Source organism: Mucilaginibacter pedocola, assembly GCF_002013915.1.
Classification (GTDB): Bacteria; Bacteroidota; Bacteroidia; order Sphingobacteriales; family Sphingobacteriaceae; genus Mucilaginibacter; species Mucilaginibacter pedocola.
In genome coordinates this window covers 54,579-77,926 of record NZ_MBTF01000009.1, presented here as the reverse complement: position 1 = coordinate 77,926, position 23,348 = coordinate 54,579, and the positions used below count along the sequence as shown (strand labels likewise).

The 23,348-nt window shown below is 45.2% G+C and carries 19 protein-coding genes; 7 read left to right on the top strand and 12 right to left on the bottom strand.

Annotated features, from left to right (window positions below; all coding sequences use genetic code 11):
• Nucleotide 1: 1 nt before the first annotated feature.
• Nucleotides 2–3,103 carry a tetratricopeptide repeat protein gene (locus BC343_RS11465; protein ID WP_078347924.1) on the bottom strand — a complete coding sequence of 1,034 codons (3,102 nt, stop codon included), beginning with the start codon at nt 3,101–3,103 and terminating at the stop codon, nt 2–4.
• Nucleotides 3,104–3,383: 280 nt separating this feature from the next.
• Between BC343_RS11465 and BC343_RS11460 the strand changes: the two genes are divergently transcribed.
• On the top strand, nt 3,384–4,529 hold the full coding sequence (locus BC343_RS11460) for a DUF922 domain-containing protein (protein WP_078347923.1): 1,146 nt from the start codon (nt 3,384–3,386) through the stop codon (nt 4,527–4,529).
• Here BC343_RS11460 and BC343_RS11455 read toward each other — a convergent pair.
• From BC343_RS11455 to BC343_RS11430, 5 genes are all read right to left on the bottom strand, one after another.
• Nucleotides 4,508–4,876, bottom strand: coding sequence for a response regulator (locus tag BC343_RS11455; RefSeq protein ID WP_238381762.1), 369 nt, complete (start codon nt 4,874–4,876; stop codon nt 4,508–4,510). The two genes, BC343_RS11460 and BC343_RS11455, sit on opposite strands and share 22 nt — an antisense overlap.
• A gap of 757 nt (nt 4,877–5,633) precedes the next feature.
• Nucleotides 5,634–8,558, bottom strand: coding sequence for a M16 family metallopeptidase (locus tag BC343_RS11445; RefSeq protein ID WP_078347920.1), 2,925 nt, complete (start codon nt 8,556–8,558; stop codon nt 5,634–5,636).
• Nucleotides 8,559–8,833: 275 nt separating this feature from the next.
• Entirely contained in the window at nt 8,834–9,733 is a 900-nt protein-coding gene (locus BC343_RS11440) for a nucleotidyltransferase family protein (protein WP_078347919.1), read from the bottom strand.
• Nucleotides 9,734–9,806: 73 nt separating this feature from the next.
• Nucleotides 9,807–10,922: a M42 family metallopeptidase gene (locus BC343_RS11435; protein WP_078347918.1), complete on the bottom strand. Its 1,116-nt coding sequence runs from the start codon at nt 10,920–10,922 to the stop codon at nt 9,807–9,809.
• A gap of 204 nt (nt 10,923–11,126) precedes the next feature.
• Nucleotides 11,127–11,543, bottom strand: a complete 417-nt coding sequence (locus BC343_RS11430) for a GNAT family N-acetyltransferase (protein ID WP_078347917.1) — start codon at nt 11,541–11,543, stop codon at nt 11,127–11,129.
• A 138-nt stretch (nt 11,544–11,681) separates the two neighbouring features.
• Between BC343_RS11430 and BC343_RS30745 the strand changes: the two genes are divergently transcribed.
• Complete coding sequence (locus tag BC343_RS30745) at nt 11,682–12,623, top strand: DMT family transporter (RefSeq protein ID WP_162276854.1); 942 nt, start codon at nt 11,682–11,684, stop codon at nt 12,621–12,623.
• A gap of 56 nt (nt 12,624–12,679) precedes the next feature.
• Here the strand turns inward: BC343_RS30745 and BC343_RS11415 are convergent, their stop codons facing one another.
• Together BC343_RS11415 and BC343_RS11410 are read right to left on the bottom strand one after the other, a co-directional pair.
• Nucleotides 12,680–13,969 (bottom strand): hypothetical protein, encoded by a 1,290-nt coding sequence (locus BC343_RS11415; RefSeq protein ID WP_078347915.1) that lies wholly within the window; start codon nt 13,967–13,969, stop codon nt 12,680–12,682.
• A gap of 56 nt (nt 13,970–14,025) precedes the next feature.
• Nucleotides 14,026–14,295 carry a hypothetical protein gene (locus tag BC343_RS11410; RefSeq protein ID WP_078347914.1) on the bottom strand — a complete coding sequence of 90 codons (270 nt, stop codon included), beginning with the start codon at nt 14,293–14,295 and terminating at the stop codon, nt 14,026–14,028.
• A gap of 84 nt (nt 14,296–14,379) precedes the next feature.
• Between BC343_RS11410 and BC343_RS11405 the strand changes: the two genes are divergently transcribed.
• Together BC343_RS11405 and BC343_RS11400 are read left to right on the top strand one after the other, a co-directional pair.
• Nucleotides 14,380–14,718 (top strand): hypothetical protein, encoded by a 339-nt coding sequence (locus tag BC343_RS11405; protein WP_078347913.1) that lies wholly within the window; start codon nt 14,380–14,382, stop codon nt 14,716–14,718.
• Between the two features lie 253 nt (nt 14,719–14,971).
• Entirely contained in the window at nt 14,972–15,862 is an 891-nt protein-coding gene (locus BC343_RS11400) for a zinc metalloprotease (protein WP_078347912.1), read from the top strand.
• A 230-nt stretch (nt 15,863–16,092) separates the two neighbouring features.
• Here BC343_RS11400 and BC343_RS11395 read toward each other — a convergent pair whose 3' ends face one another.
• Nucleotides 16,093–17,025 carry a hypothetical protein gene (locus BC343_RS11395; protein ID WP_078347911.1) on the bottom strand — a complete coding sequence of 311 codons (933 nt, stop codon included), beginning with the start codon at nt 17,023–17,025 and terminating at the stop codon, nt 16,093–16,095.
• 316 nt (nt 17,026–17,341) lie between these two features.
• Between BC343_RS11395 and pruA the strand changes: the two genes are divergently transcribed.
• Together pruA and BC343_RS11385 are read left to right on the top strand one after the other, a co-directional pair.
• Complete coding sequence (gene pruA, locus BC343_RS11390) at nt 17,342–18,979, top strand: L-glutamate gamma-semialdehyde dehydrogenase (RefSeq protein WP_078347910.1); 1,638 nt, start codon at nt 17,342–17,344, stop codon at nt 18,977–18,979.
• A 220-nt stretch (nt 18,980–19,199) separates the two neighbouring features.
• A complete protein-coding gene (locus BC343_RS11385) occupies nt 19,200–19,538 on the top strand; it encodes a hypothetical protein (protein ID WP_078347909.1) in 339 nt (112 codons plus the stop codon).
• Between the two features lie 82 nt (nt 19,539–19,620).
• Here the strand turns inward: BC343_RS11385 and can are convergent, their stop codons facing one another.
• The 3 genes from can to holA form a co-directional block, all read right to left on the bottom strand.
• Nucleotides 19,621–20,286, bottom strand: coding sequence for a carbonate dehydratase (gene can / locus BC343_RS11380; RefSeq protein ID WP_078347908.1), 666 nt, complete (start codon nt 20,284–20,286; stop codon nt 19,621–19,623).
• Between the two features lie 22 nt (nt 20,287–20,308).
• A complete protein-coding gene (locus BC343_RS11375) occupies nt 20,309–21,064 on the bottom strand; it encodes a YoaK family protein (protein WP_078347907.1) in 756 nt (251 codons plus the stop codon).
• A 573-nt stretch (nt 21,065–21,637) separates the two neighbouring features.
• On the bottom strand, nt 21,638–22,660 hold the full coding sequence (gene holA / locus BC343_RS11370) for a DNA polymerase III subunit delta (protein ID WP_078347906.1): 1,023 nt from the start codon (nt 22,658–22,660) through the stop codon (nt 21,638–21,640).
• 191 nt (nt 22,661–22,851) lie between these two features.
• On the opposite strand from holA, the gene BC343_RS11365 reads away from it, so the two are divergent.
• A complete protein-coding gene (locus BC343_RS11365; RefSeq protein WP_078347905.1) occupies nt 22,852–23,304 on the top strand; it encodes a type I restriction enzyme HsdR N-terminal domain-containing protein in 453 nt (150 codons plus the stop codon).
• Nucleotides 23,305–23,348 lie beyond the last annotated feature (44 nt).

Genomic DNA, 23,348 nt, shown 5'->3' with positions numbered 1-23,348 from the left:
TTTATTCTTTGGTAGCTTGTTTAGTTGTATCGGCAGGGGCTGTAGGGGTTGGCGCCAGTTTTGGTGCTCCCGCTTTTTGCGGCGTTAGCTGCGCCAGCTTTTGTTTAGCTGTTGGCAGTATATCGTCGTTACCCTTGTAGTTTTCTATCACACTCTGTAGCGTTGCCTTGGCCTGGAAGTTGTCTTTCAGCCCAACGTAGTTATCGGCAAGCAGTATAAAGGTTTTGGCTATCCAGTAATCGTAATTCGGCATCTCTTTGGCCAAATCGAAACACGTTTTTTGAGATGCTTTGTATTTGCCGCGCAGATAGTCGATATAAGCCAGGTTGTATTTAGCTTCTGCAGCAGCAACCGATTTGGTGTTTTTAAGGGTGAAGTTGAACTCGGTAATGGCCGATGCGGTATCAGCTTTAGCTAAATAAGCTTTACCTGCGTAAGTACCGGTTTTAGCTATATCTTCCTCTGCCGATTTTTCGTTATCGCGTATCAGGTTAGCATATTTCAGCACATCATCGTGCATGTTTATCTGCGCGTAGCAGAACAACAGGTTATTGATGGCATAAGAGTAGTCGGCCTTGTACTCTGAATTGGTTTCTAACCTCTTCAAGAAAACAATGGCATCGTTATACTTCTTTTGCGACATGTATAATTTCGCCATGCTGATCAAGGCCTTTTCGCTGTAGGCGCTGGTCCAGTCGTTCAATATCACATTGTAATCTACAACCGCTTCGTCATATTTGCCCAGGTTTACTAAAGCTTGCGCGCGGATAAAACGTGCTTCTTTCTCGTATATCTGCTTGGTTGGGAATTTATCGAAGTAAGCGCCCACGGCGTTAACGGTACCCTGCCAATCGGCGCGGAGGTACAGGTTGTTGGCGGCTGCAAACATAATGTTCTCCTGGTCGGATGTTGAGTAGTTGCCAATGGCGGTTGTGCCTGCGTAGTTGATAAAGGTTTGTGCATCGCCTTTATCGGTATAAATTTTTTCTACCTGTTTCAGCGAGGTTTTTGCTTCATCGCTCGATGAGTAATCCGAAACTACCTTTTTGAACGAGGTAACCGCTTCGTCGTCGCGGCCGGCGTTGTAATCAATTAAACCAACGGTAGTAAGCGCACGCGGAACGTAGCTGCTGCGCGGATACTTTTGTATCATGGCTTGCAGGTCGGTTTTGGCGCGGTCGCCATCGTTTTTCAGGAAGTAGGTGTATGCTATCTCGAACGAAGCATCATCCGCATAATCCGAATTAGGGAATTTGGCTAACACATCATTCAGGGTTGCTATTTTAGCGTCCAGGTTACCTTGTAAGCCTTGGATGATACCACGCTGAAAGAGGGCGTAATCCTGGTCCTGTGTTTGACGGGCTATCAGGCGGTCGTAAGCTTCCATGGCGTTGCCATAGCTCTTCATCACAAAATAGCTGTCGCCAAGGCGGGCGATAGCGTCGTTTTCGCTGTTTTTATCTTTTACATCGCCGCGCAAAAACTTCTCGAAGTAGTTGGCTGCGGTGCTGTATTGCTCGCCACCAAAGGCCGCATAAGCCAGCGCGTAGTTGGCAAAGTTAGATAGCTGAGTATCCTGCGATTCGGGCATGGCCAAAAACTTCTTAAAGTTATCAACCGATTCGCCGTACTTGCGCACCTCGTACATGGCCTCGGCCATCCAGTAATAGGTGAGTGCCTGTATTTTGGTATCGATAGGGTTTTTAAGCGAACGGAGGAAAATACCAATACCGTTCTCAAAAGCACGTTCGTTGTAAAACTCTAAGCCGCGGTAGTAGGTAACTTTTTGGTATGCTTCCTGCGCACTTACAGATTTATTGGGGATAGGCTCCAATATTTCTACGGCTTCTTTATAGTTGCGCGAGTTAAGTAGTTCTTCGCCTAATAATATTTTCACCTCATCATTACGGCTGCTGCGCGGATAGTTTTTAAGGTATGCGCGGGTAGCGACAAGGGCTTCGTTATTAAAATCGAGCTCGTACGATAGTTTGGCGAATTGGTAAAGCGCGTCTTCCTGTATCTGCTTATCGTAATCTAATCTCGAGGCTACGCGGAAAGCGTTACGGGCACTTTGCTTGTTGTTCATTTTCAGGAACACATCGCCCAGAGTGTAGCTGCCGCTTTGGCTGTAGTTGTCGTTTTGGGCAACCAATTTTTCCAGTTCGCTGGCCGCTTTGGCGTAATTGCCTACTTTATAAAAGGCGTAACCTATTTGGTAGCTATCCTGCGTGTTTTGGGTTTTGCCCATATCGCGCTCCTGAAACTGGGTGTAGTAATTCACCGAGTTATCAAAATCACCTTTGGCAAAGTACGATGCACCCACTATGCGCATCATCTCGGTTTCGTTTTGCTGTTTGGTGTTTTTCAAGATAGGCACCGCGTAGGCGATAACATCGTTATAGCGCTTATCTAAAAAGTAAACCGCGGTAATGTAGTATGGGTAGCTGCTTTCGTATTTCTTCGAGTTTTTTAAACGCTCGAAGTTTTGAAGCGCAATGGCGTAATCTTTTTTAAGGTACGCTATATACGCAAAGTAGTAGATCGCATCATCGGTAAAGGCCGAGCGCTTGTTTCTTACTTCGCCAAAAAGTGGCTGCGCGTTTTTGTAATCGTTCAGCATAAAGTAGGCATAGCCCTTGCGGAACTTATACTCGGTGTTTTGCGAGCCGGTAAGCTCGCCATCTTCCACTTTGTTGAACCAGGTTAAAGCTTCTTCATATTTCTCCTGTTTAAAATACGAGCGGCCCACCTGGAAAAACGCCAGCTTGGTAAGCGGGTTTTCGGGGTGCTCTTTTATAAAACGGAGCAGCATGCTTTCGGCATCGTCGTTACCCAACTCCAGGGCGCAAAAGGCCTCGTAGTACTGGGCGTTCTCTTTAAGCAACGAAAGCTCGGTTTCGAATTTTGATTGGGGGACTGTTTTTAAGCGTGTTTCTTCTACCAGGCGGAATTGTTCGGCAGCGGCAGCGTATTTCCCCTTATCCAGCAGGTCGGCGGCGGTGTTGTAAACCTTGTTAACATGGAAAGAGGGGTTTTGCTGCGCCCGGGTAGATAAGGCAAAAAAAACAGGTGCAACAAAGGTGATGTACTTCAATTTGATCATAAAGTGCGTACTAATGATGGTGCTAAAATAGCTTAATCGCAAAAATGCAATCCACAATAGTAATTAACAAATGTGAATAAACACTTTTTTAAACGGCGGCAAATATGCGATGGTATGCCTGTGGAAAAAATAAAATTATACAGAATATTTTGAGAGGATGCAAGATGTTGGCAATTAGGTAGTAATGTGAAAAAGTAGGCTGAGTATGGCTTTGTATTTTTTCATTTTAATAAATACACATTTAAAATATTGGCATAATAACAACGTTTTATTTTACAGAATGTTCCCCATTAAACTATCTCCGGTAAAATTCTTTCTATCAGGCTGTGCTATACTTTTAATTGCTTCGGCATTTAAGGTAATTGGGCAAGCAGGTGTTTACATAGAACTGCAAAAGCCCGCGCAAACTATCAATCCCAAAGAATTTTACGTTAGCCGTGTTGATTATGAACGCACCGACAAATCTATGATAGGCACTCTTCTGCCCGCACAAATAATAACCGGTAAACCAACAGAGGAACTAAAGACCGAGTTAAAGGGCGGTGCTAAAAAAGCCATAACCGACTTTGTTGCAGCAAGCTTAGCTACCGATAAAAGCCTGCGCCCCATTATCATCAAGATCAAGAATTTTAAAGTTATAGAAACTGCCGGTGCGAGCGGTAGGGTAGATGGGCGAATTGCGTTCGCAATAACCTTTGGGTACGAACAATATGATGATTTCGTGAAGCTTGGCGACTATAGTACGTCGAGCACCTATCAACGCAGCTTTGGGCCTGCTCAAAATATAGAGCCCATGCTGAGCAGCACTTTGCTTAATGCCTTAACTTATCTGGATAAATGGATGGATAAACAGGCCGGCACAAATATAAAGCTGGCTAAAAGTGTGCAGCTATCTTTTACCGACTATAACGAAAAGCCTGAAGGCGATACTATTTACTATGATGTTGACCGCCCGCTAAAATGGGACGACTTTCAGCTGAAACCTCAACCAAGCCGGTACGCCGCCGAGGTATTTGCCAGCCTGGGTTACACCGAAGAAGCTAAGGTAGAAAATGGTATAGTGAAAGTGAAATTGCGTATGAAGGTTTATTTACCCAAAAGTGCCTGTTGGGCACGCGCCGAGGCCATGAATGCAAGCAGCTTATTGCACGAACAGCACCACTTTGATATTGTAAAAATTGTGGCCGAGCGTGTTAAGCAAAGGCTTTTGGCCGAGAGATTAGAACCCGCCAATTACGACGGACCTATTAATGTGACCTATTTTGATGCCCTGCGCGAAATAGATATGTTGCAAAAACAGTACGATGGCGAAACAGCGCACAGCACAAATGCCTACCAGCAGCAGCAATGGAATAAACGTATTGATAAAGAGTTGCAGCAATTGGGTATTACCCGTGGCTCGGCTCAGGCCGCGGGGCGCAACTGATTCTTTATTTTACTTAGTAAGTTGTTGATGTCGAATGGTTTGGCAATGAAATCATCGGGCGCGCCATCCTGACTTAAGGTACCCGAAATGTTGTGGCTTGCCGAAATTAATATCACCGGTATATCGTGGGTTTCGGCTTTTTTCTTTACTTCTTTGCAAAGCTCGCGGCCATCCATATTGCCCAGCATTATATCCAATAGTATTAAATCCGGTGCATTTTTTTCAATAGTGTCCAGTAAATAGTGCCCGTCTGATAAAGTATCCACCTCATATCCCGAGTCTTCTAATATAAACTGTAGTACCTCCAGTATGTCTGAATCGTCGTCTACAGCTAATATCCGCCCCATGTTCATGTTCTTTCTTGTCTAAATAGTATCTGCAAAACCGTGCTTATGACACGTTATTTTCTGTATCGCTGCAATACTCATACCAAAAGATCAATCGCTGTGTTTATCATCTTTTTTGATGATATAATAGGCTTTTTTGCAATTAGCGCAGAAGTATTTTTTATATGGGATAAAAAATAATACGTTTTTGTAGAACCAGCTACGATGCAGTTTATGGTGAAAGTGTTTGCCGCATTTAGGGCACTTAGAACTGAGTGGCTTTGTATGGGTTTCCAAAGGCTTCGGCTAAAATTATGTTAACAAAATGTAATTATAGCCAATTACAACGCAGGTGCAAATAAGTTATTGTAAAAAAAGAATTACACTTATGTAAGTATTTTTAACTAATGATTAATAAATGCGTATTGTGTGCGCTTGCATTTATAGCATCTGAAATTGCGGATAGGTAACCAAAAAAGAAATGTTTTTACAAACCAGCCACGATGCGCGCGGCTCTCCAACGGAGATTTGCATTTGGAACACACAGGAATAGCTTTCTTGCGGTTGTCTGTGTTTTCAGGTAGAGGTATAGTCATTTTTAAATACAATTAGGGGTTATTGTATCAAATACACTTTTAATTATTATGACAAATATAAAATATTTATTTAACTGTTGCTCATATTCTAAAATAAAAATATTCCTGCTGTTTGTAAGAAAAAAGGGGAGGCTTGCCGTTGAGCAAACTTCCCCTCTTTGCGTATTTTAAACGCCGGCGTTTTAATAGCCAAAAATGGCTTTTAGGCCCGGCTTGGTTAGTGCACCGTATTTTTTAAGGTCATCGTCGGTTACGCGTTTTTCTGATGCTACAATACAATAGGTGTATGGTTTACCCTTCAGTTGAGCATTATGGAAGGCCGTTACATCTGCCAATGTCAGCTTCTCAACTGCTGCGAAAGTATTTTTGCGGATATCGTAATCTAATCCCATACGTTTAGCACCCAAATAATTAAATAATATATCATCCTGTGTAATACGTTCGGTTTCTATCGATTTACGGATATTATCTTTAGCGGCCAGCATACCTTGCGGCGACTCGGGCATGGTGGTAAGCAGGTCATTCATGGCCTTTATTGCCTCGTTCATTTTATCGGCTTGGGTGCCTACATAAGCGGTAAAGCTGTCGTTATCGCCTTTTTTAGATGCCTGGCTGTAGTAAGCGTAAGTAGAGTAAGCCAAAGCTTTCGATTCGCGGATGTTTTGAAATACTATAGAGCTAATACCCGAGCCAAAGTAGTTGTTCAGTAATTCGGCCTCAGGGGTTTTAGCTGCATCGTACACATCCTCGTTGCGCACCCAGTTTATTTCTGCCTGTACCATATCATAGTCGGCAAATAATACCTGGTTTTCGGTCAGTTTAGCACGCACAAACTTTTTGGCTTCGGGGTTTGGTGTAAAGCTTGCAGGTGTTTTATGCAATTTAGCTAAGGTAATACCCGCCTCGCTTGCTGTTTGCGGGCCATAATACAAAACGGTATGCTTATAATTGGCAAGGCTGTGCAAAATGTCAACCAGGTCCTGCGCTTTCAGGTTGTCTATCTCCTCATCGGTAAGTACATTATTGAAAGGGTTACTTGGCCCATAAAGTGCATAGTTAACCAAGCCCTGCATTATTGCGCCTTTGTTCAGCTTTTGGTTTTCGCGTACTTTTTTAAGCCTGGCTTTGTAGCTGGCCAGGGCTTTTTCGTCGGGCTGGCAATTGGCCAACAGGTTTTCGAAAAGGGTAACCGTAGCGCCAAAGTTTTCCTGCAGGCCGCCAATGCTGATATTGGTATTTTCGGGCTGTGCGCTGATGCTAAAGGTTGATGCCAGTTTGTAAAATGCTTTGCTGATGTCTTCAGACGTTTGTTTATCGGTACCTAAGAACTGGATGTAGGCGGCAGCTACAGGCAATAGTTTGTTGTTCCAGCTACCCATGTCAAATCGGTAATAGAGGCGGAAGATGCTGTTATCTTTATTTTGTACCGATAATACATCTAATGGGCCTGCTTTGGCGCGCTGAATATCTTTATCATAATTTAAAAACAAAGGCTGCACCGGGTTGGCAGGCATAGCGTTTATCTTTTTAACGTAGGCCGATTGCTCGCCGGCGTTCACCTCCACAGGTGTAATTGGCGGTTTCTCTACCTTCAGTATGTTTTTGTCCTCGCCCTGGTGTTTGTATACAATTACAAAGTTGTTATCGGTAAGGTATTTGTTGGCAAAAGCCACCACCTGTGCCACGGTAACTTTTGATAGTTCGTTGATGTTGGCCAGGTCGGTACGCCAATCGATGCCTGATGTAAAATCGCTCATCAGGTTACCTGCGCGTTGCCCATAGCTTTCGTTTTGCTCTATGGTGCTTTTCTTCAGGTTGTTTACAATAGATGGTATCAGGTCGGCAGCGAAATCGCCTTTTTTAAGTTTGGCTATTTCGCCCAGCATCAAAGCTTTTACATCATCCAACGATTGGCCTTTTACCGGCGTTCCGCGCAGCATTAGTACGCTGTAGTCTTTCAATACATAAGGGAAAGCTGATGCCCCAAGTAATTTTTGTTTTTTGGTAAGATCAAGGTCGAACAAGCCGGCTTTACCATTGGTAAGGATAGAACCCACCAGGCTAAGCATGCGGGCATCTTTAGTGCTTGCCCCAGGGAAACGGAAGGCAATAGTGAGGTTCTCGGGGTTAGGGCCGTAAACATCGCGCTGGATAGGGGCTGTAATGGGTACTTCCGGTTTAAAAGTGTAAGCCGGAACCGTTTTAGGCGCCATGTAATTAAAGTTGGCCGCCACTTTTTTGATCATTACATCGGGGTTAAAATCGCCGGCGAGAATGATACCCATATTATTGGGTACGTAATAATCGTAATAGTATTTGCGGATAGCCTTTAACGACGGGTTTTTGAGGTGCTCGATGGTGCCAATAGTAGTTTGCTTACCGTAGTTGTTATTTGGGAACAAAGCTTCGAACATAGCCTCTTGTGCTTTACGGCCGTCGTTATCAAGCCCACGGTTCTTCTCTTCATAAACAGCTTCCAGCTCGGTATGGAAGATACGCAACACCGGTGCGCGAAAACGCTCGGCCTGCATGGTTAAAAATTTATCAACTGCCGATGCGGGGATATCTTCGGTATAAACCGTTTGTTCGAACGACGTGAAGGCGTTGCTGCCCTGCCCGCCCATGGCGGCCATCATTTTATCGTACTCGTTGGCAATGGCAAACTTGGCTGCCTCGCCCGATGTTTTGTCTATCTCTTTGTAAATCTCTTTACGTTTGGTTTCGTCTTTAGTAGAGTTGTATTGTTCGTACAAATCGTCAATTTTATCGAGCAGCGGTTTCTCTTTAGCCCAGTTAAGCGAGCCGAATTTATCGGTGCCCTTAAACATCATGTGTTCCAGGTAGTGGGCAAGGCCGGTGTGGTCGGCAGGGTCGGTTTTGCTGCCGGCTTTTACCGCAATGTATGCCTGTATGCGCGGCTGCTTATTGGTGGGGCTTAGTATAACCGTAAGCCCGTTTTTCAGCGTGTAAAAACGCGAGTGGGTGGGGTCGTTGGTTACGTATTTGTAGGTATAGCCGCCGGCTGTGGCGGTTTTCCAAAGGTATTGGGTTTGGGCAGATGCGTAACTGCCTAAAAGTAAAAGGATGAAGGTTAATTTTAATTTCATATTGGAGGTGTGTAGGTTATAAAGATAATGAATAACATGCATCTTTAGCGTTATTGATTATTTAACCGCAAAGGGCGCAAAGTTTTCGCAAAGAAGCGCAAAGCCTGCTTGATGGCTAAATTTATCAAACCCGCTAAACCAAAAGAAAAATCTTTGCGCTCTTTGCGTTAGCCATCACGCAATTCCTTTGCGCACTTTGCGGTAAAAAAATAACGCCCAAATAAAAAATCCCGCCCAAAAGCTGGACGGGATCTTTTTTTATTGTTTGTGCAGTATTACGACCAAAGGTTCGACGGGTAGGTACCGTTATTTACCAGTTCGGAAATGCTTGCCTGTACAATTGGTTTATCTTCTTTGTAAGTTACACCGAACCATTTTGCATCGGTAGGGATAACTTCGAAAGATGCCTCGCCTGTTTTAATTAAGCCATCTGCTACCAGCGGGATGAAGAACTCTGCTTTAGGGTTCTCTTTGTTAGCTTCAACAAAAGCTTTGAACATAGGCTCGCTTTGTTTGAAAACGGCCGGAGTAAAGCCCCAGAAGTTCATCGAAACGCGGGTGTTCGGGTCCAGCGGATATTCCACACCTTCGTCTTCGTATGCTACGCTACCATCTTCTTTAAAGTATACTTTAAGGCGCTCGTTAATAGCAACCATTTTACCATCCTCAACCTGGCACACACCGCGCGATACGGTACCGTAATCAGACAGGGTACGGTCTACCTGGTAACCAATAATGGCATAAGCATCATCGGCAACATCGGTAGTTAAAAATTTTGCCATTTTCTGGAAAGCGTCGGCACCGTAAAAATCATCAGCGTTGATAACGCAGAAAGGCTCGTTTATTTGGTTGCGGGCAGCTAAAACCGCGTGGGCAGTACCCCATGGTTTTGCGCGCTCTACCTCATAATCGATACCAAATTGGGTAAGGTCGTAGTTTTGGTAAACGTAATCCGTTTCTACACGGCCGGCCAGTTTAGGCTCAAAAATAGCTTTGAACGCATCTGCAAACTCCTCGCGGATGATGAACGATATTTTACCGAAGCCGGCATTGATAGCATCGTAAATAGAATAATCGATGATGGTTTCGCCATTTGGGCCAAAGCCATCAACTTGTTTCATGCTTCCGTAGCGGCTGGCCATACCAGCGGCGAGGATAAGAAGAGTAGGTTTCATATTTTTGAGAAAAGTTTATATTAAAGCTTAAAAAGTTGCCAATAATAGTTATTTTAAATATTCTTTTTAAGAATTACTTAATATATCTAAAGTCTTGCCCTGCTTTTATGTTCAAAAGCGATTCGTAAATAAGGCGGATAACGTTATCCACATCGTCCTTATGTATCATCTCCACGGTTGTGTGCATATAACGCAATGGCAGCGATATCAGGGCTGATGGTACGCCATCGTTAGAGTATGCAAAAGCATCGGTATCGGTACCTGTACTGCGCGATGAAGCCTGGCGCTGGAACGGAATATTAGCCTTCTGTGCCGACTCGATCAGCAATTTATTTAGGTTGTTTTGCACCGCCGGGGCGTAAGAAATAACCGGGCCTTTACCTGCGCTCAGGTCGCCCTGGGTTATCTTGTTTATCATGGGCGTATTGGTATCGTGCGTAACGTCGGTAACAATGGCCACATGCGGTTTTATGCGGTGTGCTATCATTTCGGCACCACGCAGGCCAATTTCTTCTTGCACGGCGTTCACAATGTATAAACCGAATGGCAAGGTAATGTTGTTCTCTTTCAGCAAACGGGCAACCTCCGCTATCATAAAGCCACCGGCACGGTTATCCAACGCGCGGCCAACGTAGTAACGGTCGTTAAGCACCATAAATTCGTCCTCGTAGGTAATAACGCAGCCTACGTGTATACCCAATTTTTCAACTTCATCTTTACTGGTGCAACCGCAATCTAAAAAGATGTTTTTAAGGGTAGGAGCTTCCTCTTTTTCGCCACCTAAACGGGTGTGTATGGCCGGCCAGCCGAATACAGCTTTTACGATGCTATTATCGGTATGGATGTTAACGCGTTTTGAAGGCGCTATCTGATGGTCGGAACCGCCATTGCGGATAACATATATTAAACCATCGTTGGTAATGTAGTTTACAAACCACGATATCTCATCGGCGTGGGCCTCTATTACCACCTTGTACTCGGCCGTAGGGTTTATCACGCCCACAGCGGTACCGTAATTATCAACAAAATGGTCGTCGATGTAAGGTTTCAGGTAGTCGAGCCAAAGTTGCTGGCCCGTCCACTCAAAGCCGGTAGGCGAAGGGTTATTGATATATTTTTCGAAAAATGCGAGGGATGTTTCGGTAACTACTGCAGGTTTCTGCTCGGTTTCTGGTTTCTTTTTAGCCATTGATAGTGAGTATGGGGCCGCAAAGGGCCATGCACAAATATAGTAAAGCGGTTTAAAAAGCCGCAATACCCTATACGCGGTATTGCGAATAATGTTTTTTACTTAACATGAAATTAATATGCTAAGCTCACCTTTGCGGCAGTTAAAAAATAAGATCAGTTAATTGAGAGGGGTGGAAGCGCGAGGCGGTCCGCCCCTTTTACTTTATTGAGCCGGCAGGTGCTTTTGCATAATGATATAATCGAAGCCGTTCTTATGAAAAACCTCACCCACGGCACTGAAACCAAATTTATTATAAAAACCTATAGCTGATAAGCGGGCATTGCACCAAAGCAGTTCGCCCTGTTCGCGCTCCACAAATTCGGTGATGTATTGCAGTAGTTGCGCACCAAGGCCTTGCCCTTGCACCTCTTCTGCCACCGCAAATTTGCGGAATTGCCAGTCGCTTTCGTGTTTAAAGAGCGATACCACGGCAACTATCCATTTGTCTTTGAACGCGGCAAAGTGGTAACCATTGTTATCCTCCTCCATGCCCATTTCGTTGGGCTTTTGGTTGGGGTATAGTACCTCGTGGCGCAGTTTCCAGGTATGTTCGGGGCGTACTTGTTCGATGATGATCATTTGGAAAGTCGGAAAGTCCGAAAGTCGGAAATGTCCGAAAGAATTAAAAGCATATTTGTATCAGTACAACTTTTTATTCTTCTTTCGGACTTATCGAACTTTCCCGACTTTCGGACAAAAAAACTATTTTGCAGGGCAATGGATACCACCGCCCCAAAATCACTTTTTCCTCCGCAATTGATCAACTGGCTCATGTTTCTTTCTATCTGCCTGATATGGGGCAGCTCGTTCATTTTAATGAAGCTGGGTTTGTACGATGATGAGCATAAACCTTTGCTAAGTGCAGTGCAGGTGGCCGCTATCCGTATCATCACCGCAGGTATAGTACTCACGCCCGTGCTGCTCAGGCATCGCGAAAAAATACCCTTTAAACTTTCCGGGTGGCTGGTATTTTCGGGCTTGTTCGGCAGTTTTTTGCCGGCATTTTTATTCACCATCGCCGAAACACGGATAGACAGCGCCTTGGCCGGGACGCTGAACTCGCTCACACCCATATTCGCCATCATTTTCGGATTTATCTTCTTCAGGCATAAAATACCGCTGATGCACGTAGTGGGTATCATCATCGGCTTTGGCGGTATAGTATTGTTATATTTTGTGAAGAAGCATACGGGCGTAGGCCAGATAAGTTATGCTGCGCTGGTTATACTGGCCACCGTGTTTTATGCCCTCAATATTATTGCCGTAAAGCGTCACCTAAACGGCGTAAGTTCGGTGGTGATCACTTCGTTTAGCTTAATTGCGGTGTCGTTGCCCTCCATTGTAATACTTTGGCGGACAGGCTTCTTCGGCTTGCCGCTGCACGAGTACCGTTATATGAAGGCCTGTTTGGCTGTTTGTACATTGGGCATGTTAGGCACCGCACTGGCCTGGATGTTGTTTTACGCCTTGGTGCAACGTGCCAGTGTGGTTTTTACTTCTACCGCCAGTTACGGTGTACCCTTCGTGGCCTTTGGTTGGGGTTGGTATTATGGCGAAACCATTATCCTTGGGCAAATAGGGTGTTTGTTTATTATACTAGGCGGGGTGTACTTGACCAGATTGGATCCGAGTAGGTGGCGGAAGAAGGCGATTATATAAAAAATCAGCAATTATAGCGATGGGTTTCAAACCCATAGCTATAATTGCGGCGCCCGCTACCTGTTAAACGGAAACTCGTTCACCCAATGGAAACCCCGGTTGATGAGTATAAATTTCTCCAGCGGGTATTTTTCCATTACAATATGTAACGAATCTTGCTCGAACGTTCCCGTTAATCTCAACGTGTCTTTCTTCACTTGATAAGTGAAGCGCGCTTTATTGATCGTATCTGCATACGTATTCATCACGATGGTATGCTTAACGGTATCTATCTCAAAATTATAGCGCGTGAGGCTATCGTTCATGAACTTTATCCTCGCCGCACCGGGGTAGTTAATGGTGAATTTATTCCAACGGCTGGCATCGGTAGTAAGCGGAGCAATGGTATCCTTGTTACGCACAAAGCTTTGCACATTATACAAGCCATATAAGGGCGGCTTTTTGGCTTTGTCGCCGTATTCTTTCATGGCCTGCACATCGCTCATAGCATTGCCGAAAAGCGTATAAATGATCAGCACGTATTTTATAACGCATAGTGTAATATTCTTCCAGCGGGCTTTAAACTTATGCGGGCCAAGGTTGGCGGCTTCGGCGGGTTTGTTGAGGAAGAAGAAGTTGATAAGCCTGATGGCATCTTTACTCAGCAGGAATATACACATTATTACCAGCATGGTAGACAGCAGCTTTACCGGCACATCAAAACAATAGTTTATGGCCATAATATTGCCGGCCACAACCAAACCCACCACAGCGCCGAGCGTAGCCGTTCTGCGGAAAAACAATAACAAGCCGCAGCTTAATTCTGCAAGGCCGGTGAAGTAATTGAAGCCGGTAGAGTAGCCCATATAGGTCCAGGCCAGCCCCATGGGCGACATGGTGCCCAGCGGCTGTATCAGCCTGTCCGGCGAGGGCCCGGGGAATTGCAGTTTAATGATCTTTACGCCGCCATACACCACCATAGTAATGGCCACATAATAGCGCACAATTACCGTAAGCCAATAAAAAAGCTTGTTATAATTACGCGCCTTCCTGTCAATTACCGACCATAAGGCCGCGCTAACCGCAGCAGTAAAAACCATAAAAAGCAGCAGCACATAATCGTAAGTGGTATCGCCGCTGCCGCCGGTAAATCGGGTGATAGGTTCATCAAGGTGCAGTATATGCGCGCCTATCCAAACTACCAGCCAGTGAAAGGGCTCGATATAATACTCGTACACCATATCAACTTTGGGCAATACGCCGTTTGGGTTAAGGGTAACGTAGAGGATAAAAAATACCAGGAAAAAGCGGCAGGCAATTTTGCGCGGCAGGCTCCAGTAAAGTGGTTCGTCGGCAGTGTTAGTCATAAAGCGTGTATAGGTAGCGTAAGATAGCGCTTTTATGCTAAAATTACCCCTGTAACTTATAAACTGCTTAGAAATGCATTTGCGTTTATTACGCCGTATTCCTCGCCTTTTAATTTCACCAAAATTGCTCCGCCGTGTTTGTGCAGTTGCAGCCTGCCTTTAAATAGTTGGGTTTCTTCGGATGCAAGAAAGCATTTAATGTTGGCGGAGGTTTCCATTCGGCAGGCGAGCTCATGAGGGCCATTGGTTATAACCAGGCGCAGCTTTTTGCCGCTTGGTTCAATTTGAAGCTGATTATTTCCCGTTAAGCTGAAGGTAGCTGCCATGGTAGCTAATATACAGTTATTATCAACAGTGCAGGCGGCAAACCATTTAAAAACTGCCTTGTTGACAAATATATTTTGTAGCCGATGACACCTTTGTTTTTCACCGTTGGAGCCGATTTGCCGGTAATGGTTATCCCCAATACCGAAGCCCATTTAGACGGGCATGCCGTACTCACTTACACCTACAATATTTACCGCGATAATGGTTTTGAAGATGCCGCTACGCTGAAACTAAAAGAGAAAGAGTTGCTGTTGGATAAGAAAACAAGCCCCAACTATATGGGCTACATCACCTTCGAACGCCCCGGAACACTATTCACTTATACGGCCGATGGCAACCACGATCTTTCAACCGAAGAAGTAAAGGAGGTAATAGATAACATTAGCCATTACCGCGACCATCCGGGTTTGTTGGATGTTTAGTGGGATGTGCATGTATTTGTCTGAACCATGATCCGCTTGATTTATGGATTCTCTGATGTTATTTGGGGCAGGTTTTTACCGCCAAAACAAGCTTCTGTTGATTCAAATAATTCGTTGAATTCGAGTTCAGAAAATTCAAGTCACCGCCTAAATACACTTCAATTTTTACTAATACGAAACTTTATTTCTGTAATATGGTTGTCATTTTATATATGTGATAAAATAACGCCATTTTTTACCTAAATGAAGTATTATGCGTAAAACCTATCTAACCGCCGCGCTTATCGTTCTGATAGCATCGGCATGCAACAAAAACCAGGACGCGGGTATGTTGGCCGCCACCGAAACTGCTACCGACGCAAGCACGCCGCCATCTGATGAATTGGACTTTGCTGCCGACGCGGCCATACCGCATGTATGTATCGACAAATTTGCCGGCACCGAACCCATTATAATGGATAAAGAAGACGGCGGCCCGCAAACCGAGGCGGTGTTCCTGAAAGGCACTAAATGGGAGAACGGCAAAACCCTGCGCGTTTTCTTCATGAATGGCAGCGAATTCCTGCAAGGCAAAGTAATGAAGTACGCCCGCGCCTGGGTAGACTATGCCAATATCCATTTCCTGAAGGTTGATAACAAAGCACAGTCGGACATCCGAGTTGGCTTTAAGATAAATGGGGATAAGGGTTCATGGTCTTACTTTGGTACCGATGCCGAAAAGTATCGTAAAGGTTTGCAAACCATGAATTTTGGCTGGTTCAATGCCAATACCGAAGAAAAGGAATTTAGCCGCACCATAACCCACGAGTTTGGCCATGCCCTTGGTTTAGGCCACGAGCAGTTGAGCCCGGTTGAAGAAATAAACTGGGATAAACCCAAAGTATACGACTACTACATGGGCCCGCCAAACAACTGGACCCGCGCACAGGTAGATGCCAACATATTCGACAAGTATAAACCAAGCGAGGTACGCAACACCAAATTCGACCCGTTATCAATAATGCAATACCCCGTTCCGGCCGAACTTACTACCGATGGCAAAGCCATTGGCTGGAACTACTACTTGAGCACCAAGGATAAAAACTTTATCGGCGCCATATATACCGGTGGGGGAACCACGGTAGGCGAGCCTGCGAATTTTTAACAGAGATAGAATTGAATTAGGAAGCTGCCCGAGAAACCGGGCGGCTTTCTCGTTGAACAGACATTCCTATTAGCCGATTTGTCATTGCGAGCCGCAGTGGGATGGGGCTGTGAAGGAGGGCGGCGTGGCAATCTCATAGGACGGGCAGACATGCTTAGGCACGAGTACTCCACGCACGCTTCCATCGCTGCATACTCGCGCCAGGCTTGGGGATGGCTTGGGCCAAGTAATTATTTTTCCTCCAGCATATTTAACATATTCAGGAAGTTTTCGGTCGGTGTAAATTGGATCTTATCTTCTTCTATCTTGTAAGGTTGATATTCAAATTTACCGTTCGCATACCAAAATAAATTACTGCTAATTGAGCCGGGGCCTTCCTCGTTCATGTTATATATCAGCGGAATGAGTTTGTTGATAGCACTGATAACCTCAAGATTGTTTATGGGATACATAATTACGCAATGCCTGTGAGGTACGCCAACCAACATGCCATGTTTGCCCGCGAATTGCGGGTAAATTTCCAGGTTGAAGACAATGTTGCCGGTGAAAAAATGTTCGCCTTGTGCAAGCCATATTGTTAATCCGTCAAAATCCTCTTTTAATAACTCTATGGAGCAGTTCCGCTCTACATTACTCTTGCCAACGTCCATAAGTTCTTTATAGTTTTTTCCCCATTTTTCTGCCTGCTCGGGTTTAATGGAAACAATGCCGTCGGGTAAGTCGAAAACCAACGCTGCAAATATGTTGCCCGCAAGTGCTTCGCCAATAACGTTTTCATAACCTACGCTGTCAAAGTACGAAGTATGGTACAGCCGCACTGCCAAGTACTGCTCTATCTGCTCATAATCGTCAATTACTTTTTGAAACTCTTTGTCGAATTTGTTTGCCCGCAGCATAGTTTCAAAATGCTCATCAACTATTTCGGTATAACTTCTGCCATCATTAAACTTGCATTGCTGTGCAACGTTCATCAGCCCAAGTACATTAAAGCCAAAGTCGTTCGGACCGGCGTTAATTACACCATCGCCAAGCGTGTAGGTTACATTTTTTTGGTAGAAGTATTTCTCAACGGCCTTTAAAAACCTTTCGTATTCGTCGGCATTCAGGAACAATGCCCAATCAGGTACCTCCAGCTTATTTTTTCGTTTGAATAATGAAAACATGATTATGTAATTGATAGAGCAATGTAGCGATTTTGATTTGTATAAGTTTTTTCATTTAATGAGGGGAGACTATTCAGAATCGCTCCTGCATTTGCTTTTCACACAATCGCGCCCCCTCCCTGCGTTTGTGCACACACCAGCCACACACCTCGCGCATACTTGAAGCTTCGCCGCGCATCTGAAAATCCCTCAATCAAGCGAATCAAGGTTCAGGAACTTCAACAGTATCATTACTGTCACAAAACCCATCTGCGTACTTCCTTATTCGCACATCTGCATATTTCCCCGTATCTTTGCAGCTTTAAATTAAACACCTATGCTTAAAGGATTTTTTAATGTTCCGGCACCTGTTAACGAGCCTGTTTTAAACTACGGCCCGCGCAGTGTGGAACGCGCTGCTTTGCAGGCCGCACTGGCCGATGCACGCGCACAGCAATTAGATATACCTATGTACATTGGCGCAGATGAAGTGCGCACCGGCAAACTGGTAGAGCTTCGCCCGCCGCACGATCATAAACACCTGTTGGGCACATTCCATTATGGTGATAAAAGCCATGTAACGGCTGCTATTGATGCCGCCCTTGCTGCTAAAGCCGACTGGGAAAACCTGCCATGGGAGCAACGCGCTGCTATTTTCCTGAAAGCTGCCGAACTGATAGCCGGCCCTTACCGCTACAAAATAAACGCCGCTACTATGCTTGGCCAAAGCAAGAATGCTTACCAGGCAGAGATAGATTCGGCTTGCGAACTGATAGATTTCCTGCGCTTTAACGTGCAGTACATGACAGAGATATATCAGCAGCAACCCCCGGTATCGGGCAAAGGTGTTTGGAACCGCGTAGAGCAACGCCCGCTGGAAGGCTTTGTGTTCGCGCTTACGCCTTTTAACTTTACGGCTATTGCGGGTAACCTACCTGCCAGTGCTGCCATGATGGGTAACGTAGTGGTTTGGAAACCTGCCGATACACAGGTGTACGCTGCCAACGTAATTATGCAAATATTTAAAGAGGCCGGCGTGCCCGATGGTGTTATCAACCTCATTTATGCCGATGGCCCCGAAGTTGGCGACGTGGTATTTAACCATCCCGATTTTGCGGGTATCCACTTCACGGGTTCTACCAAAGTTTTTCAGCACATTTGGCAAACTATTGGCACCAACATACACAAATACAAAACCTATCCGCGTATAGTAGGGGAAACCGGCGGTAAAGATTTTGTGCTGGCTCACCCAAGCGCCAATGCCGATGCGGTTGCCGTTGCCTTGTTGCGTGGTGCATTTGAATACCAGGGGCAAAAATGTTCGGCAGCAAGCCGTGCCTACATCCCGGCAAGCTTGTGGCCTGCGGTAAAAGAGCACATGGTACGCGAAATGGCCACCTTTAAAATGGGCCCAACCGAAGATTTTGAGAACTTTGTTAACGCCGTTATCAGCGAAGTAAGCTTTGATAAACTAGCTAAATACATCGATGCTGCCAAAAAAGACGAAGGCGTTGAAGTAATTGCCGGTGGTAACTACGATAAAAGCCGCGGCTGGTTCATTGAGCCTACCGTGCTGCAAGTGCAGGACCCATATTATGTTACCATGTGCGAAGAACTCTTCGGACCGGTATTAACCATCTACGTTTACGAAGATGAGAAATGGGACGAAACCTTAAGCATCATCGATAAAACATCTATATATGCGCTAACCGGTGCTGTATTGTCGCAAGATCGTTATGCCATTGCCGAAGCTACTTACAAACTGCGCAATGCTGCGGGTAACTTCTACATTAATGATAAACCAACAGGTGCTGTAGTGGGCCAGCAGCCATTCGGCGGTGCACGCGGCAGCGGTACCAACGATAAGGCTGGCTCCATGATCAACCTGCTGCGTTGGGTATCGCCACGTACCATCAAAGAAACGTTTGATTCGCCGAAGGATTACAGGTATCCGTTTTTGCAGAAAGAAATATAATATTGGTTGATCAACCGCAAAGTGAGTGAACGCGAATTGCACGAATTAAAAAAGAATTATTACAGATCGATACGGCTACATTGCCGCCTGATCTGTAAAAATTAGTGTAATTCGACTCAATTAGAGAAATTAGTGTTCACTCTCTTTGCGTTTTTTCTTTGCGTCCTTTGCGGTAAAAAATCACGGCCTGTAGTATCTTTATTCCACCAAACCAAAAGCAATGAGTTGGAATACAGATACATTATGGGTAGACGTAGCCATAGTAACAATTTTCTACCTGCTGGGGCATATCTACTTCGGGCATTTTGAGGAGCGAAGCCCTAAATGGCGCAAACTGGCCAAATACCTGCTGACGCTTGCCATTATTTTACCTATATCAACCTATTTAGGCAGGGCTTACGCTTTCGGCCTATTGGCTTTGGCCGTATTGCCCGTAATTTATATACATGCCGTAGTACTCCCCAAAAAAGGCATCAACGGCCTAACCGGCGAACCCAAGGGAAAATACTACGACTTCCGCGGTTGGAGCCGAGATATCTTCGGCGGCGAAATTAAATAAAACAACAAAGCCGCATAGGCATCCCCACGCGGCTTTACTGTTTCGTCTTGAATCTTGATTCTTACCTCTTGATTCTCAATCCCTATTTTTCGAATCTGAACACCTCGTCCAGCTTAGAGTTATTGTCGGCACTAACTTTCATATCGTTAATAAGGCCGGTAGACAGGCTGTATACCCAACCGTGTACTTTAAGTTCCTGTCCGTTTTTCCAGGCGTTTTGCACAATGGAGGTTTTGCACAGGTTGCTTACGTTCTCTATTACGTTAAGCTCTACCAGTCGGTTAGCGCGTTCGGTTTCATCTTCAATAGCATTCAGTTCGGCAGCGTGAACGCGGTAAACATCCTTAATGTGGCGCAGCCAGTTATCAATCAGCCCGAATTGTTTGTTGCTCATGCTGGCAATTACGCCACCGCAGCCGTAGTGCCCTGTTACTATAACATGTTTCACCTTTAATACGTTCACGGCATAGTCCAATACGCTCAGCATGTTCATATCGGTGTGTATTACCATGTTGGCAATATTGCGGTGTACAAATATCTCGCCCGGGTTGGTGTGCGTTATCTGGTTGGCAGGCACGCGGCTATCGGCACAACCTATCCATAAAACAGGCGGTTTTTGGCCGTTGGCAAGCGTGGTGAAATAGTCGGGGTCTTGTTGTAGTGTGTCGGCCACAAACTGGCGGTTACCTTCTAAAAGGCTTTCGTAGGTAATGTGGCTGGTGTCGTGTATCAGTGTTTTTGCGCACATGGTAATATAGGTTTAATGATGTTTATTTTGTTTTTGATAGTTTCTGCTTTTTAGGGTAAAATACCTGGAAAACCTTGTGGTACAATACAGGCAGCAAATCGTAGTACAATATAGTGAGTAGTATAACCGGTACAAAGTAAAGTACTTTAAACTCGTAAAGATTAAAGCAATACCCGCCAACCACGCCGCCAAAAATAAAGAAAGTGAGGATTGTTACGCGCACATATATTTTGTTTTTTACAACCTCTTTGTTTTCTGTACGCGGGTGAAGCCAATCGGCCAGTTCACTACCCAGGTCGGTAAACAGGCCCGTAAGGTGGGTTGATTTAATAAGCCCGCCCGATATGTTAGATACCAGGCCGTTTTGCAGCCCCATGGCAAATAATAATGCCCCGATAACAATACGGCGTTCCTCTATGGTTTCGTCGTAAAAATGATTGCCATAAAAGGCCACGAACAGCAGTACCACTATCTCGATAATAATAGGGGCGGAGTGTGCCTTATAAGTGCTGATATGCTTTAATGATCGTACTGTAAAGCTGGAGGTGAAAGAGCCCATCATGAACATACAGAGCCATACGCCGAAGATTACCACATCGCTAAGATCCTGCTGTAAAATGTTTTTAGCGAGGTTGGCCACGTGCCCGGTTACGTTTGATGTAAAGGCCAAAAAGGCCAGCAGCCCCACCACATCTATTATCCCCGCAACAAACGCGGTAGACGATGCCAGCATCAGGTTTTGTTTTAACGAACGTTTGGGTTGCGGTTGCCTTAACATGCTTTTTAGTAGGGGTTTAATGTTTTACAGAAGGGTAAACGGAGAAAGGAGTAAAATGTTTATGAGCGGATGTGCAGAAGATAAGGAAGATGTGCAGATATGCAGGTTTCAGATGATTTCACCACCATGTCATTGCGAGCCGCAGTGGGTGGGACGGCGTGATAGGGCGGCGCGGCAATCTCATAGGACAGGCGGTTATGAAGGCTTTTACATGCCCTGTTCTTAAATGAAAGCATCGGCTCGCTCATTCGCCGCGAGGGGGCTGTTACTTTTTCTTGATAAAAAGTAACCAAAAATCAAGGCAGCAGAGAGGCTTCTTTGCCGCACGAGCCTTTGCCCTGCAAACCGGCCAGAACCACGGGCTGGGAAAATTTGCCCCTTGCTTCGCCGCTCTTGCCCTTCGCTTCAGCAAACATTCCCTATGCCCTTCCCGCGCACAAGGCCACCACGTTCTGCCCGTTTTCGCCCGAAGCTTTTCTGCTGCCGTTCTAAAAACTTTCTACTAAACAGTCAATCAGGAAATCTTTGAATCGGAAAATCAAGGTTCAGAAAATTTGGCGGTTACGCTCGCAATCAATGCAATATCTTAAACATCAATTCCCGCATCAAACCACCCGGATCGGTGTTAGAATCAACGCCTTTGCTTTTGAGGTCGTATTCGCGGAGGCTGCTTATTACCTGAAATGTTTTGCCGAGGCTGTAGCCACGGGCGGCTTGCTCGTAATCTTTAACAAAGTAAGGGCTTACGCCAAGCTCGCGCGCCAGGTTCTGTTGCGACTTATCTTTTACATAATGATAAGCCAGCACCTTAGTAAAAAAGTTGTTTAGGTTGCCTAAAACCAGTACTATAGGGTTGGCCTTGGGGTTAGCCTCAAAGTAGTTTACAATTTGGTTCACCTTGTAAGCATCCTTTCTTACCAGTGCGGATTGCAGTTCAAAAACATTGTATTCTTTACTGATGCCAATGTTATCCTGTATATGCTTCAGGCTTATTTCCTCGCCCTGTGCAATGTTCAGCATCAGCTTATCCAGTTCGTTGGCCACTTTCGAGAGGTCGTTGCCTAAATATTCGGCAAGCATGGCCGAAGCCTGGGGGGCTATCTTATATTTTTTGTCGGACACGTAGCCCTCTATCCAACCGGGTATTTTATTATCATACAAAGCGGCCGATTCAAAAACGAGCCCGTTCTTATCAATGGCCTTATATGTTTTTTTGCGCTTATCGAACTTGCCATATTTGTAACAGAAAACCAAAATGGTGCTTGGCAGCGGATTTTCGAGGTATGCCAGTAGCGGGTTGATGTGCTTTTTATCGTCATCATCTTTTCCCCACTTCATGTCCTGCGCCTCTTTTACCATCACAATTTGGTAGTCGCTCATCATAGGATAACGCTTGGCAGCGTTAATGGCCGTCATCACATCGGTATCTTTGCCGTAAAGCACGGTTTGGTTGAAACCTTTTTCTGCATCAGAGAGTACCTTATGCTCGATGTAGTTGCTCACCAGGTCGATAAAATAAGGCTCCTCGCCATGCAGCAGGTACAGGGGTTTAAATTTACGAGCCTTAAGATCTTTCAGTATTTCGAGAGCGGTCATGCTAAGTCAAAAGTAAAAAGTTAAAAGTAAAAAGTAGCGTTTGTGGAAAGATAAGGCTTTGGGCTTCGATTCCGCAGGGCCCCTTATCAGGAAACCCAGCGGCGACGCTAAAAGTAAAAAGCGGAGTTTGTGGAAAGATAAGCGCCGACACCGGCCTCCTTTTGAATTTTTACTTTTTACTTTTGACTTAAATGTTACAGCCGCTCAACCTCCCCCCGCATCCTTTTAAACTAACCGACGATAACGGGCAGCTGAGCGTGTTCGACGAATTGCGCAAACGCAAGATCATCCTTACGCCCGAGGAATGGGTGCGCCAGCATTTTGTACAATATATCATCCGCCATAAGCATTACCCCAAATCGCTGATAAAGCTGGAAGGCGGACTAAAGCTGCACGGCATGGCTCGCCGTACCGATATTGTGGTACATAATTCCTCCGGTGAGAAGATATTATTGGTGGAGTGCAAGGCCCCATCCGTAGCCATTACTCAGGCTACCTTCGACCAGGCCGCACGCTATAACATGGTACATAAAGTGCAACTGTTGGTAGTCACCAATGGCTTGCAGCACTACTATTGCCGGATAGATTTTGAGCAGGAAACTTATCAGTTTTTAGAGGAGTTGCCTTCTTACAAGGAGTTGTAAAATACCAAAATTTTGTCATCCTGAGCGATAGCGAAGGATCTATA

What these genes read in the sequence shown, in the direction of transcription:
- BC343_RS11395 (WP_078347911.1), bottom strand. Translation starts at nt 17,025, where the DNA reads ATGTTTTCATTATTCAAACGAAAAAATAAGCTGGAGGTACCTGATTGG.
- BC343_RS11365 (WP_078347905.1), top strand. Translation starts at nt 22,852, where the DNA reads ATGTTACAGCCGCTCAACCTCCCCCCGCATCCTTTTAAACTAACCGAC.
- BC343_RS11460 (WP_078347923.1), top strand. Translation starts at nt 3,384, where the DNA reads ATGTTCCCCATTAAACTATCTCCGGTAAAATTCTTTCTATCAGGCTGT.
- BC343_RS11415 (WP_078347915.1), bottom strand. Translation starts at nt 13,969, where the DNA reads ATGACTAACACTGCCGACGAACCACTTTACTGGAGCCTGCCGCGCAAA.
- BC343_RS11445 (WP_078347920.1), bottom strand. Translation starts at nt 8,558, where the DNA reads ATGAAATTAAAATTAACCTTCATCCTTTTACTTTTAGGCAGTTACGCA.
- can (WP_078347908.1), bottom strand. Translation starts at nt 20,286, where the DNA reads ATGTGCGCAAAAACACTGATACACGACACCAGCCACATTACCTACGAA.
- BC343_RS11405 (WP_078347913.1), top strand. Translation starts at nt 14,380, where the DNA reads ATGACACCTTTGTTTTTCACCGTTGGAGCCGATTTGCCGGTAATGGTT.
- BC343_RS11430 (WP_078347917.1), bottom strand. Translation starts at nt 11,543, where the DNA reads ATGATCATCATCGAACAAGTACGCCCCGAACATACCTGGAAACTGCGC.
- BC343_RS11375 (WP_078347907.1), bottom strand. Translation starts at nt 21,064, where the DNA reads ATGTTAAGGCAACCGCAACCCAAACGTTCGTTAAAACAAAACCTGATG.
- BC343_RS11465 (WP_078347924.1), bottom strand. Translation starts at nt 3,103, where the DNA reads ATGATCAAATTGAAGTACATCACCTTTGTTGCACCTGTTTTTTTTGCC.
- BC343_RS11455 (WP_238381762.1), bottom strand. Translation starts at nt 4,876, where the DNA reads ATGGGGCGGATATTAGCTGTAGACGACGATTCAGACATACTGGAGGTA.
- holA (WP_078347906.1), bottom strand. Translation starts at nt 22,660, where the DNA reads ATGACCGCTCTCGAAATACTGAAAGATCTTAAGGCTCGTAAATTTAAA.
- BC343_RS11435 (WP_078347918.1), bottom strand. Translation starts at nt 10,922, where the DNA reads ATGGCTAAAAAGAAACCAGAAACCGAGCAGAAACCTGCAGTAGTTACC.
- BC343_RS11400 (WP_078347912.1), top strand. Translation starts at nt 14,972, where the DNA reads ATGCGTAAAACCTATCTAACCGCCGCGCTTATCGTTCTGATAGCATCG.
- BC343_RS30745 (WP_162276854.1), top strand. Translation starts at nt 11,682, where the DNA reads ATGGATACCACCGCCCCAAAATCACTTTTTCCTCCGCAATTGATCAAC.
- BC343_RS11440 (WP_078347919.1), bottom strand. Translation starts at nt 9,733, where the DNA reads ATGAAACCTACTCTTCTTATCCTCGCCGCTGGTATGGCCAGCCGCTAC.
- BC343_RS11385 (WP_078347909.1), top strand. Translation starts at nt 19,200, where the DNA reads ATGAGTTGGAATACAGATACATTATGGGTAGACGTAGCCATAGTAACA.
- pruA (WP_078347910.1), top strand. Translation starts at nt 17,342, where the DNA reads ATGCTTAAAGGATTTTTTAATGTTCCGGCACCTGTTAACGAGCCTGTT.
- BC343_RS11410 (WP_078347914.1), bottom strand. Translation starts at nt 14,295, where the DNA reads ATGGCAGCTACCTTCAGCTTAACGGGAAATAATCAGCTTCAAATTGAA.